We start from the raw sequence: 13,018 nt of genomic DNA, 5'->3' as shown, positions 1-13,018 counted from the left end.
GATTATGGCTCAGTTCCGCAATGCACCATCGTGCACCATCGGCGGGAGCGTTTCGCCCCGTTGACGCGGTGCGCCGCGCCGGATCGGGCGCCGCGCGTCAGCCGGAACCGGGCCCGCCCCCTCTTTCCTTGCCGGATCATCGTTTTGAAACTTCATCAGGAATCCAGCGGCGCGCTCAACACCATCACGAGCTACGGCGAAGGCTTCGTGGCCGTCAATCTCCAGCGCCACGAAGGCAGCGTGATCATCGTGCCGGACGCGCCCGTGCAGGACTGGCCCGTCACCGCGTTCGACGCCCTCACCCCCGCCGACTTCGACGCGCTCATCGAAGCCGCGCCCGAAGTGGTGATCTTCGGCAGCGGCTCGAAGCTGCGCTTTCCGCATCCGCGCCTCGTCGCGAATCTGGCGAAGCATCGCATCGGCGTCGAGACAATGGACTTCGGCGCGGCCTGCCGCACCTACAACATTTTGATGTCAGAGGGGCGGCGCGTCGCCGCTGCGCTTTTGATCGAAGGGTGATGTCACCCCGAGATTCAATAAGCGTCCGATAAGCCGGGGTCAGGCACACTCGCGGGTCGCGGGCTGCGCGTGCCCTATCCGCGTGCGCCAAATTGACGAATCGCGGCCGCGCGTGCGATACACTCCCGCCCGGCGCGCACGCCACCGCGTCCCGCACGTCATGGCCGTTGCGAGCGAACTTCGGCGGCGCATGCGTGCCTGAAGATGCGGCGCGCGCCGGAAGCACCGGGCGCATGAAAGCGCCGGCATCGCGCCTCGCCAAGCCATTTCGAATCACTAGCGCCGCAATTGCGGCATCGGACAGGTCGACTTCATGAACGATACGCCTTCGCGGCTACCGCTCACACGTCTTTCGCTCATTCTTCTGGTACTCGTGCTCGCGATCGTCTGGTTCGCGCCGCTCGGCCTGCGTCATCTGGTGCCGAGCGACGAAGGCCGCTACGCCGAAATGGCGCGCGAGATGTTCACGACCGGCGACTGGATCACGCCGCGCTACAACGGCTACAAGTATTTCGAGAAGCCGCCGCTGCAAACCTGGGCAAACGCGCTGACGTTCGCGTGGTTCGGCATCGGCGAATGGCAGGCGCGGCTCTATACCGCGCTCACCGGCTTCGCGGGCGTGCTGCTCGTCGGCTACACCGGCACGCGCGTGTTCAACGCGATGACCGGTTTCGCCGCCGCCGTGATCCTCGCGACCTGCCCGTACTGGAACCTGATGGGCCACTTCAACACGCTGGACATGGGCCTGTCGTTCTGGATGGAGGTGACGCTCTGCGCGCTGCTGCTCGCGCAGCGGCCCGGCCTGCCGACGCGGCAGGTGCGGCTGTGGATGTGGCTCTGCTGGGCCGCGATGGCCGCCGCCGTGCTCTCGAAGGGCCTCGTCGGGCTGATTCTGCCGGGCGCGGTGCTCGTGCTCTATTCGCTGGTTTCGCGCGACTGGGCGCTGTGGAAGCGGCTTTATATCGGCAGCGGGCTGATCGTGTTCCTCCTCGTCGCCGCGCCGTGGTTCGTGCTCGTGCAGATGAAGAATCCCGAGTTCTTCGATTTCTTCTTCCTCGTCCAGCAGTTCAAGCGCTATCTGACGCCCGAGCAGAACCGCCCCGGCGCGTTCTATTACTTCGTGCCGGTGCTGATCGTCGGGTTCCTGCCGTGGCTGTCCATCGCGTTCCAGAGCGTGCGCCACGGCATCAAGACGCCGCGCCAGCCGAACGGCTTCGCGCCGGTGACGATGCTGCTCATCTGGTCCGCCTTCATCTTCCTGTTCTTCAGCGCCTCGCACTCGAAGCTGATTTCGTACGTGTTGCCTATCGCGCCAGCCATCGCGCTCGTGTTGGGGCTCTATTTGCCGTCGCTCACGCGCAGCCAGTACCGCAGGCACCTGATCGGATATGCGGTGTTCCTGATCGCCGCGGCGTTCGGCGCAATTTTCATCGGCCGGGCTGGCAGCGCGAATACGCCGAACGCGCTGTATCGCGAGTTCCAGGTGTGGGTCTATGCGGCACTCGCGGTGGCCTTCGTCGTGACGATCTTCGCGCTGTGGCTGAACCGTCGCAGCGTGCTCGCGGGCGCGGCGGGACTCGGCGCGGCGTGGCTGCTGCTCGGGACCATCGCGGGCACGGGCCACGATGTGTTCGGCACCGACAGCTCGGGCGTGAAGCTCGTGCCCGCCGTGAAGGCCGCGATGGCGGAGCTGCCGCCGGACGCGCCGTTCTATTCGGTGGCGAAGCTCGATCACACGATGCCCTTCTACCTCGGCCATACGATGATCATGGTGCAGGAAGCCGACGAGCTGAACTTCGGCGTGCATGCTGAGCCGCAGAAGTGGCTGCCGACGCTCGACGACTGGGTGAAACAATGGGACGCCGACCGCTACGCGCTTGCGCTGCTGCCGCCGTCGCGCTATGACGAGATGCTCGCGCGCCATGTGCCGATGCAGGTCATCGCCCGGGACGCGCGCCGCGTGATCGTCGAAAAGCCGCAGCCCTGATGGCGCGGCGCCGCCCCGCCACGGTGCCGCCAGCGCACGAGCGTTCGGCATCCGGCGGCGAACCGAGTATCCTTATTCTTCATCGATGAACCCGATATCCTTCACTTGCATCGTCATCGGCGTATTGTTGAACGCGTGCGCCCAACTGTTGCTCAAAGCAGGCGTGAATGCCGTCGGCCATTTCGACATGACGCCGGCGAACATTCTGCCGGTCGGCTTCAAGATCGCGACGCAGTGGCCTATCATCGGCGGCCTCGCGTGCTACGTCGTGAGCGTGGTCGTGTGGATTGTCGGGCTGTCGCGCGTGGACGTGTCGCTTGCCTACCCGATGCTCTCGCTCGGCTACGTCGTCAACGCGTTCGCGGCATGGTATTTGTTCGGCGAAGTGCTGTCGGTGCAGCGGCTCGTCGGCATCGGCATCATTCTCGTCGGCGTGGCCGTGCTCGCGCGCGGCTGACCCCGGATTCTCTCCACACTCTTTAAGCACACACTCCATGACTCAGACCTCGCGGCCGTTCCTGCCCTTCGTCAAGCCCGAGATCGACGAAGAGACCATCCAGGGCGTCGTCGACGTGCTGCGCTCCGGCTGGATCACCACCGGCCCGCAGAATCAGCAGTTCGAAGCGGAGTTGTCGGCGTACTTCGGCGGCCGTCCGGTGCGCGCGTTCAATTCCGGCACCTGCACGATGGAGATCGCACTGCGGATCGCGGGCGTCGGCGCGGGCGACGAGGTCATCACCACGCCGATGACCTGGGTCTCGACCGCGAACGTGATTCTGGAAGTGGGCGCCACGCCGGTTTTCGTCGATATCGACCCGGTCACGCGCAACATGGACCTGAACTTGCTGGAACGCGCGATCACGCCGCGCACGAAGGCGCTGATGCCGGTGTATCTCGCGGGCTTGCCGGTGGACATGGATCGGCTCTACGAGATCGCGCGCGCCCACAAGCTGCGCGTGATCGAAGACGCCGCGCAGGCGGTCGGCGCAAGCTGGCGCGGCAAGCGCATCGGTTCGTTCGGCGATCTGGTGTCGATCAGCTTTCACGCGAACAAGAACGTGACGTCGATCGAAGGCGGCGCGCTCGTGATGAACAACGAGGACGAAGCGGAACTCGCGCGCAAGTACCGGCTGCAAGGCATCACGCGCACGGGCTTCGACGGCATGGACTGCGACGTGCTGGGCGGCAAATACAATCTCACGGATGTCGCGGCGCGCGTCGGGCTAGGATCGCTCCGCCGGATCGAGTCGATCACCGAACGCCGCCGCGAACTGGCGCGTCTCTACTTCGACGCGTTCGAAGGCGGCGCGGCGGCGCGGCTCGGCGTCGGGCTGCCGGTGAAGAACTTCGCCGACAGCAACTGGCATATGTTTCAGATCGCGCTGCCGCTGGACAACCTGAACCTCACGCGTGCGGAATTCATGGCGCAACTGAAGGAGCGCAACGTCGGCAGCGGCGTGCATTATCCGGCGCTGCATCTGTTCACGCTGTACCGTGAGCGCGGGTTCAAGGAAGGCATGTTCCCGCATGCGGAGCGCTTCGGCGCGAGCACCGTGACCTTGCCGCTCTTTCCCGGCATGAGCGAGGACGATGTCGCGCATGTCGTGAAGTCCGTCGACGAAATCTGCGAGCAGTATGGACACAATCGTTAAGGAAACGCACAGCCACATGAGTCATACCGATTTTCCGGCGAGTTCGCCCGAGGTCTCGGTCATCATCCCGGTGTACAACGAGGAGGACGGTCTCGCCGCCCTCTTCAATCGTCTGTATCCGGCACTGGATGCGCTTGGCGCGTCGTATGAAGTCATCTTCATCAACGACGGCAGCCGCGACAAATCGGCTGCGCTTCTCGCGCAGCAGTTCCACGCGCGCCCCGATACCACGCGCGTCATTCTGCTCAACGGCAACTACGGCCAGCACATGGCGATTCTCGCGGGCTTCGAGCAGTCGCGCGGCGAGATCGTCGTGACGCTCGACGCGGATTTGCAGAATCCGCCGGAAGAAATCGGCAAGCTCGTCGCCAAGATGCGCGAGGGCTACGACTACGTCGGCACCATCCGCCAGCAGCGGCAGGACAGCCTGTGGCGCAAGAAGGCGTCGCGCGCGATGAACCGCCTGCGCGAGCGCATTACGAAGATTCGCATGACCGATCAGGGCTGCATGCTGCGCGCGTACAGCCGCCACATCATCGACACGATCAACCGCTGCGGCGAGATCAACACGTTCATTCCGGCGCTCGCGTACACGTTCGCGCAGAATCCGATCGAAGTGGACGTCGCGCACGAGGAACGCTTCGCGGGCGAATCGAAGTACTCGCTCTATAGCCTGATCCGCCTGAACTTCGACCTCGTCACCGGCTTTTCGGTGGTGCCGCTGCAATGGCTGTCGTTCATCGGGGTGATTCTGTCGGTCGGCTCCGCGGGCCTCTTCGTGCTGCTCTTGATTCGCCGCTTCATGTTCGGCGCGGAAGTTCAGGGTGTGTTCACGCTCTTCGCCATCACGTTCTTCATGCTCGGCGTGATCATCTTCGCGCTCGGGCTGCTCGGCGAATACATCGGCCGCATCTATCAGCAGGTGCGCGCGCGTCCACGTTATCTCGTGCAGACGATTCTCGAACAACGCGACGGGCTCTCCATCGCGAGCAAGCCGATGCAGGAACCCGTGCAGCCGGTCGCCGCTGCCGTCATCGGCCGCGAGGAACCGGGCCGATGAAGCCGCGCGCCGTCGTCTTCGCGTATCACAACGTCGGCGTGCGTTGTCTGCAAGTGCTGCTCGCGCGCGGCGTGGATGTCGCGCTCGTCGTCACGCACGAAGACAGCGCGAGCGAGAACATCTGGTTCGGCAGCGTCGCGCAGGTCGCGGCGGAACGCGGGATAGAAGTCATCACGCCCGCCGATCCCAAAGCCGCGGAAGTGCACGAAGCCGTGGCGAAAGCCGCGCCCGATTTCATCTTTTCGTTCTATTACCGGCACATGCTGCCCGTCGCGCTGCTCGCGCTTGCGAAGCGCGGCGCGTACAACGTGCACGGCTCGCTGTTGCCGAAGTATCGCGGCCGCGTGCCGACCAACTGGGCGGTGCTCAACGGCGAGACCGAAACCGGCGCGACGCTGCACGAAATGGCCGAAAAGCCCGACGCCGGCGCGATCCTCGCCCAGACGCCCGTGCCGATCCTGCCGGACGACACCGCCGCGCAGGTCTTCGATAAGACCGTGGTCGCCGCCGAACAGACGCTCTGGCGCGTGCTGCCCGCCCTGCTCGCGGGCGAAGCGCCGCATCTGCCGAACGATCTCGCCGCCGGCAGCTATTACGGCGGTCGCAAGCCGGAAGACGGCCGCATCGACTGGACGCAGCCGGGAGAGCGCGTCTACAACCTGATTCGCGCGGTCGCGCCACCTTATCCGGGCGCCTTCACCGATATCGGCGAGCATCGCTTCATCGTCGCGCGCGCGCGGCTCGTGCCGCCGACCGGCGCGCCCGGCATCCCGCCCGCGCGGCTCGCGGCAATGGCCAGTTTGCCGCCGGGCCTGACGGTGACGGATAATGCGCTGTTTGGCGTCTGCGGCGATGGCCGCGTGATCGCCGTGTACGAGCTGCGTCACCGGCTGCTCGATAGCGCGTCGCAACCTGTGGGCGAAGAACGCGCCGTCGATTCCGCCGAATTCGGCCGACTCATTCAATCCTCTCGTCATTCATGAAAAAAGTTCTCATCCTGGGCGTCAACGGCTTCATCGGCCATCACCTGTCCAAGCGCATCCTCGAAACCACCGACTGGGAAGTCTTCGGGATGGACATGCAAACCGATCGTCTGGGCGACCTCGCGAATCACGAGCGGATGCATTTCTTCGAAGGCGACATCACCATCAACAAGGAGTGGGTCGAATATCACGTGAAGAAGTGCGACGTGATCCTGCCGCTGGTTGCCATCGCCACGCCCGCGACCTACGTGAAGCAGCCGCTGCGCGTGTTCGAACTGGACTTTGAGGCGAATCTGCCGATCGTGCGTTCGGCCGTGAAGTACGGCAAGCATCTGGTGTTTCCGTCGACGTCCGAGGTGTACGGCATGTGCACCGACGAGCAGTTCGACCCGGAAAATTCCGTACTCTCATACGGTCCCATCAACAAGCCGCGCTGGATCTACGCGTGCTCGAAGCAGCTGATGGACCGCGTGATCTGGGGCTACGGCATGGAGGGGCTCAACTTCACCCTCTTCCGCCCGTTCAACTGGATCGGCCCGGGCCTCGACTCCATCTACACGCCGAAGGAAGGTTCGTCGCGCGTCGTGACGCAGTTCCTCGGGCATATCGTGCGCGGCGAGAACATCAGCCTCGTGGATGGCGGCGCGCAGAAACGCGCGTTCACGGATATCGACGACGGCATCGGCGCGCTGATGAAGATCATCGAGAACAAGGGCGGCGTGGCGACGGGCAAGATCTATAACATCGGCAATCCGAAGAACAACTTCTCGGTGCGCGAACTGGCGAACAAGATGCTCGCGCTCGCGGGCGAGTTTCCGGAATACGCGGACACGGCCAAGCAAGTGCAACTCGTGGAAACGTCGTCGGGCGCGTACTACGGCACGGGCTATCAGGACGTGCAGAACCGCGTGCCGAAGATCGACAACACCATGCAGGAACTCGGCTGGGCGCCGCAAGCCACGATGGACGACGCGCTGCGCAAGATTTTCGAGGCGTATCGAGGACACGTGGGCGAAGCCCGCAAGCTCGTCGAACAGGCGTAAGACCGCAGCGTGGCCCGCATCGTCCTCAAGATCGACGTCGATACGCTGCGCGGCACGCGCGAAGGCGTGCCGAACCTCGGGCGCCTGCTCGACAAGTACAACGCGCGCGCGACGTTCCTCTTCAGCCTCGGCCCAGATCACACGGGCTGGGCGCTGCGCCGCGTGTTCCGGCCCGGCTTTCTGCAAAAGGTGTCGCGCACGTCGGTGGTCGAGCACTACGGCATCAAAACGCTGATGTACGGCGTGCTGCTGCCGGGGCCGGATATCGGCCGGCGCGCGGTGTCGGAGATGCGCGCGATTCACGAAGCCGGCTTCGAGTGCGGCATCCATACGTGGGACCACGTCTACTGGCAGGACAACGTGCGCTCGCGCGACCGCGCGTGGACCGTCGCGCAGATGCAGCAAAGTCACGCGCGCTTCGTCGAGATTTTCGGCGCGCCGCCCGTCACCCACGGCGCGGCCGGCTGGCAGATGAACGGCTACGCGTTCGAGCAGATCGACGCCTGGGGCATGCGCTACGCCTCCGACGGCCGTGGACACACGCCGTACATTCCGGTGCTCGACGGCCGCACGCTCGCGCACATCCAGATGCCGACCACCCTGCCCACGCTCGACGAAGTGCTCGGCGTGAACGGCGTCGACGAGAGCAACGTCGCGGCGCACGTCTTGCGTCATACCGCGAATAATCCGCACGATCAGGTGTTCACGCTGCACGCCGAACTCGAAGGCCAGAAGCTCGCGCCGGTATTCGAGCAACTGCTCGCGGGCTGGCGCGCGCAGGGACACAGCTTCGCCACGATGGGCGACTATCATGCGACGCTCGACCGCGCGAGCTTGCCGTCTTATCCCGTGACGTGGGGCGAGATCCCGGGCCGCGCGGGCGAGCTGATCGTGCAGCCGGGCTGAGACGCCGTTTTGCCTCGGCGATACACAGCGAACACAAGACAACAACAGGAGAAACCTTCGTGCCAGTCGCAGTCGACCAGCCCGTTCCCGACTTCACCGCGCCCGCCACGGGCGGCGAGTTCACGCTTTCGAGCCTGCGCGGCCAGAAAGTCGTGCTCTTCTTCTATCCGAAGGACAACACGCCGGGCTGCACCACGGAGAGTCTGCAATTTCGCGACCACTACGACCAGTTCAAGGCGGCCGGCGCGGAAATCGTCGGCATCTCGCGTGACAGCGTGAAGTCGCACGACAACTTCAAGGCCAAGCTGGAACTGCCCTACACGCTCGTCTCCGACGCCGACGAAGCCATCTGCTCGCTGTTCGACGTCATCAAGATGAAGAAGATGTACGGCAAGGAAGTGCGCGGCATCGAGCGCTCGACGTTCCTGCTCGACGCCCAGGGCGTGCTGCGGCGCGAGTTTCGCGGCATCAAGGTGCCGGGGCACGTGGAGGCCATCGTCGAGGCTGTACAAGCCATTTGAGGCACGCTATATTGATTCGCAATGAGCGCCTGTCCACCCCATTCCTCAAGCCTTTGCGCGAGCCGCCGCATGCCCTTTGGCGCGGTCGGCAGGGACCCGGGCTATGTGGAACGGGCATGGCGCAGGCGCTCTGAAAGAGAAGTCAGCCGCTGGTTCCGGTAGCCGGAACGGCGGCTTTTTTATTGGCGTCGCGCGCTTCCTCGCTTTTGTCGTGGGCGCGACGCAACCTCAAGGAGCAGATCGAAACCTAGGCGAACCGGCGTTTTCGACAACGAAGCGCGCCACCGGGCGCAAACTGCGGCACACGTAGCTTACGGGCGGACGAGCAGGATGCGACAGGCGGCGCACGATACACGACCCGATTCCTTTCGAGGGAACACCATGCCTTTGCCTACCGCCCCGGCCAAGCTCGGCCATCTCCTTCCGGCCGAAGAGTACAAGGCCAAAGCCCGGCCTTCGAAGCAGCCGAAAAAAACGGCTGCGGCGAGCGACGACGACGCCATCGGCTCGGTCGAGACCGTCGCCGCCGAGCGTCCCGCAGCTGCGAACGCGGCCACCACGCTGCGCTCCATCGCCAGTGACGTGCTCGCGCAGGCGCCGCAAGACGCATCCGCCGAGACGCCCGCCGCTGCCGCGCCGGTTGCACCCGTTGCGCGCGGCCGTCGCACGAAGCAGACTGCCGCTCTCTTGCAGCCGGTGCCCGCTGCGCGCCAGAAAGACGAAGAGACGAGCGAGGAAGCCCGTCCCGTCAAGCGCGAGGCCCGCGCGGACGCGCCCGCCGCGACGCCGGCTCCGAGCGCCGCGCCCGCCAAGGACGCGCGCACGCAGAACAAGCGCCGCCAGCGCGGCGCGGTCGAGGAAGAACTGCGCAAGCTCTTCGTGCTCGACACCAACGTGCTGATGCACGACCCGAGCTCGCTTTTCCGCTTCGAGGAACACGACGTCTATCTGCCGATGATGACGTTGGAAGAGCTCGACAACCACAAGAAGGGCATGTCGGAAGTGGCGCGCAATGCGCGTCAGGTGAGCCGCACGCTCGACGCGCTCGTCGCGCACGCGGGCCAGATGTCGGAGGGCATTCCGCTTGCCGCCCAGGGCAACCGCGACGCGCTCGGCCGCCTCTACTTCCAGACGACGCTGACCGATATCGAGCCGGTCGAAGGCTTGCCTATCGGCAAGGCGGACAACCAGATACTCGGCGTCGTCCGCGCGCTTCAGAAGGAGCGGCCGGACCGGCAGGTCGTGCTGGTGTCGAAAGACATCAACATGCGCATCAAGGCCCACGCGCTCGGCCTGCCCGCCGAGGACTACTTCAACGATCAGGTGCTGGAAGACAAGGACCTGCTCTATTCCGGCGTGCGCGCGCTGCCCCAGGATTTCTGGACCAAGCACGCGAAGGGCATGGAAAGCTGGCAGGACACCAAGACCGGCACCACGTATTACCGCGTGACCGGGCCGCTCTGCCCGTCCATGCTCGTCAACGAGTTCGTCTATCTCGAGCCGCAGAACGGCGAGCCGTCGTTCCACGCGGTCGTGCGCGAACTCAACGGCAAGACGGCGCTCTTGCAGACGCTGCGCGACTACGGGCATCACAAGAACAACGTGTGGGGCATCACGGCGCGCAATCGCGAGCAAAACTTCGCGCTGAATCTCTTGATGAATCCGGAAGTCGATTTCGTCACGCTGCTCGGTCAGGCGGGCACCGGCAAGACGCTGATGGCGCTCGCCGCCGGCCTCGCGCAAGTGCTCGACGACAAGCGCTACAACGAAATCATCGTGACGCGCGCGACGGTGCCGGTCGGCGAGGACATCGGCTTTTTGCCGGGCACCGAGGAAGAGAAGATGCAGCCGTGGATGGGCGCCTTCGACGACAACCTCGAAGTCCTCCAGAAAACCGACGATGCCGCCGGCGAATGGGGCCGCGCAGCCACGCAGGAATTGATCCGCTCGCGGCTCAAGGTCAAGAGCATGAACTTCATGCGCGGGCGGACGTTCGTCGATAAATACGTGATCATCGACGAGGCGCAGAACCTGACGCCCAAGCAGATGAAAACGCTCGTCACGCGCGCCGGTCCGGGTACGAAGATCGTGTGCCTCGGCAACATCGCGCAGATCGACACGCCGTATCTGACCGAAGGGAGTTCGGGGCTGACTTACGTCGTCGACCGCTTCAAGGGCTGGACGCACAGCGGCCATGTGACGCTGGCGCGCGGCGAGCGTTCGCGACTGGCGGACTACGCTTCGGACATTCTGTAAAGCACGCGCAGAACGCGCAGCTCAATGCGACGGCCCGGCGGAGCGATCCGCCGGGCTTTTCTTTGTCCGCGCGTTCCGCTCTCGCAACACTTATCGCACAAAGTTAGAGTGGAACCTCACGATGTCTTGCCGCACGGCCGTGCGGCGGGCTAGTATCGGCGGACTGTCTTCTCTTCGGCGAGCGCGCTCGCTCGGCCTCAATGCGTCGAATCTGGCTACCGCTTTTCGTGTCCGTCCTGCTTGCCGCGTGCGGAAGCGCGCCGCAACAGGCGGCTCGCAAGCCCACGGTCTCGGCGAGCACGACGCCGCGCGCGTACAAGCCGCCGTCGGGTTTCCCGAATTTCGTCGATCACAGCGTCGGGCGCGAGGAGATTTCCATTCAGGCGATGTCGCTCGTCGGCGTGCCGTACCGCTGGGGCGGCAATACGCCGGAGGCGGGCTTCGATTGCAGCGGGCTCGTGCGCTATGTCGTTGATCGCTCCGCGTCCGTGAATCTGCCGCGCACGACCGCCGAAATGAGCGGGCGCGGAGAATCCATCGAGCCGGACGAAGTCGCGCCCGGCGACCTGATCTTCTTCAACACGACCGGGCGACCGCACTCGCACGTCGGCATTTATGTCGGCAAGCTGCGTTTTGTGAATGCGCCGTCGACGGGCGGCACCGTGCGGCTCGATTACCTGACGAATCCTTATTGGGCGAAGCGGTTCGACGGCATTCGCCGCGTCGCGCCGCCGAAGACGGCGCCGACGCCGTTCGATGCGCCGACGTATGTGGCGTCGCGCGGGGCGGATTCTGGGGAGCCGGCGTATCCGCGTCAGCCGATGCCGGCAACGGCCAGTGTCGCTGCCGTCGAGCGACCGTCGACGTCGATCGGCGCGGCGCAGCTGCAAACGTCTATGGCTTCGGCTTATGCGAGCCGGGCGCCTGTCTCAGCGACGACGGCTGGTGCTTCCGTCGCCTCGGCCAATGTCCGCCAGAAGCCGGCCGCAATCACCGGCGCGGACTCTTTCGAGCCGCCGCCGGCGTCGGTGAACGCTGCGCAGCGGCAGTGGTCGGCTGGGGCTTCGGCTTACGCCCGCCAGACGCCCGCAGCACCCGCTGGCGCCGATGCCTTTGAGCCGCCGCCTACATCGTTGAGCGCTGCGCGACGGCAATCGTCTACTGGGGCTTCGACTTACGCCCGCCGAACGCCCGCAGCACTCGCTAGCGCGGATGCGTTCGAACCGCCGCCTGCATCGTTGAGCGCCGAGCAGAGGCAATCGTCGGCGACGGCTTCGGCCTACGCGCAGAAAGCGCCCGCAGTGGCCACTAGCGGCGACGCCTTCGAACCACTGCCCGCATCGTTGACCGCCGCGCAGAGGCAGGCGTCTGCTGCGCCTTCGGCCTACACGCGGCAAGCGCCTACCGCAGCCGCCAGCGCGGACGCCTTCGAGCCGCCGCCTGCATCATTGACCGCCGCGCAACGGCAATCGTCCGCTGCGGCTTCGGCCTACGCGCGTCAAACGCCCGCAGCATCAGCCAATGCCGATTCCTTCGAACCGCCACCCGCTTCGTCGAGCGCGGCGCAGCGGCAATCGTCTGCAGCGGCTTCGGCCTACGCACGTCAAGCGCCTGCGGCATCGGCCAATGCCGATGCCTTCGAACCGCCGCCCGCTTCGTTGAGCGCTGGGCAGCGGCAATCGTCCGCTGCGGCTTCGGCTTACGCGCGTCGAACGCCTGGCGCAGCCGCCAGCGCGGACGCTTTCGAACCGCCGCCCGCTTCGTCGAGCGCGGCGCAGCGGCAATCGTCTGCAGCGGCTTCGGCCTTCGCCCGTCAAACATCTGCCGCCGGCGCTGACCCATACGAACCACCGCCCGCATCGTTGAGCGCCGCACAGCGCCAGTCGCAGACAGCCAGCAGAAGAACAACCGCGCCCGCGAGCCAGGCACCCGATCCGATCCAGGCCGCCGCCGATGCCTACGAGCCTCCACCGCCACTCTCACGCGCCGCGCGGCAGCAAGCGCAAGCGGCCATGGCGTCGCAGCCCGCCGAACCGCCCGTGCGCGCGATGCGGGCGTCGACGGGCTCGCTTACTCCGCCGCGCGCCGCAT

10 protein-coding genes and 1 pseudogene are annotated in these 13,018 nt (G+C 65.4%); all 11 read left to right on the top strand.

The genetic code is table 11. From position 1 onward, the window contains the following. Nucleotides 1–144: 144 nt before the first annotated feature. Nucleotides 145–519: an Mth938-like domain-containing protein gene (locus tag HWX53_RS08125; protein ID WP_175940254.1), complete on the top strand. Its 375-nt coding sequence runs from the start codon at nucleotides 145–147 to the stop codon at nucleotides 517–519. A 313-nt stretch (nucleotides 520–832) separates the two neighbouring features. After that, nucleotides 833–2,506 (top strand): glycosyltransferase family 39 protein, encoded by a 1,674-nt coding sequence (locus tag HWX53_RS08120; protein WP_175940253.1) that lies wholly within the window; start codon nucleotides 833–835, stop codon nucleotides 2,504–2,506. Between the two features lie 85 nt (nucleotides 2,507–2,591). Beyond that, complete coding sequence (locus tag HWX53_RS08115) at nucleotides 2,592–2,963, top strand: SMR family transporter (protein WP_175940252.1); 372 nt, start codon at nucleotides 2,592–2,594, stop codon at nucleotides 2,961–2,963. Between the two features lie 37 nt (nucleotides 2,964–3,000). Continuing rightward, on the top strand, nucleotides 3,001–4,158 hold the full coding sequence (locus HWX53_RS08110) for a DegT/DnrJ/EryC1/StrS aminotransferase family protein (RefSeq protein WP_175940251.1): 1,158 nt from the start codon (nucleotides 3,001–3,003) through the stop codon (nucleotides 4,156–4,158). A 16-nt stretch (nucleotides 4,159–4,174) separates the two neighbouring features. Continuing rightward, the gene (locus HWX53_RS08105) at nucleotides 4,175–5,218 is read left to right on the top strand and encodes a glycosyltransferase (RefSeq protein ID WP_175940250.1); all 1,044 of its coding nucleotides are present in this window, start codon (nucleotides 4,175–4,177) and stop codon (nucleotides 5,216–5,218) included. Then, nucleotides 5,215–6,201 carry a formyltransferase gene (locus tag HWX53_RS08100; RefSeq protein WP_175940249.1) on the top strand — a complete coding sequence of 329 codons (987 nt, stop codon included), beginning with the start codon at nucleotides 5,215–5,217 and terminating at the stop codon, nucleotides 6,199–6,201. The genes HWX53_RS08105 and HWX53_RS08100 overlap by 4 nt, the downstream gene beginning before the upstream one ends. Continuing rightward, nucleotides 6,198–7,244 carry a bifunctional UDP-4-keto-pentose/UDP-xylose synthase gene (locus HWX53_RS08095; RefSeq protein ID WP_175940248.1) on the top strand — a complete coding sequence of 349 codons (1,047 nt, stop codon included), beginning with the start codon at nucleotides 6,198–6,200 and terminating at the stop codon, nucleotides 7,242–7,244. Before HWX53_RS08100 ends, HWX53_RS08095 begins: the two co-directional genes overlap by 4 nt. A 9-nt stretch (nucleotides 7,245–7,253) precedes the next feature. Continuing rightward, nucleotides 7,254–8,150: a polysaccharide deacetylase family protein gene (locus HWX53_RS08090; RefSeq protein ID WP_175940247.1), complete on the top strand. Its 897-nt coding sequence runs from the start codon at nucleotides 7,254–7,256 to the stop codon at nucleotides 8,148–8,150. A 59-nt stretch (nucleotides 8,151–8,209) separates the two neighbouring features. Continuing rightward, nucleotides 8,210–8,671 carry a peroxiredoxin gene (locus tag HWX53_RS08085; protein ID WP_175940246.1) on the top strand — a complete coding sequence of 154 codons (462 nt, stop codon included), beginning with the start codon at nucleotides 8,210–8,212 and terminating at the stop codon, nucleotides 8,669–8,671. Between the two features lie 381 nt (nucleotides 8,672–9,052). After that, entirely contained in the window at nucleotides 9,053–10,927 is a 1,875-nt protein-coding gene (locus HWX53_RS08080) for a PhoH family protein (protein WP_175940245.1), read from the top strand. A 200-nt stretch (nucleotides 10,928–11,127) separates the two neighbouring features. After that, nucleotides 11,128–12,306, top strand: a pseudogene (locus HWX53_RS08075) (NlpC/P60 family protein); the annotation flags it as partial. Nucleotides 12,307–13,018: the final 712 nt, after the last annotated feature.

Source organism: Caballeronia sp. BCC1704 (assembly GCF_902833455.1).
Classification (GTDB): domain Bacteria; phylum Pseudomonadota; class Gammaproteobacteria; order Burkholderiales; family Burkholderiaceae; genus Caballeronia.
The sequence above is the reverse complement of the archived record's forward strand: the minus strand, read 5'-3'. Positions and strand labels throughout refer to the sequence as shown.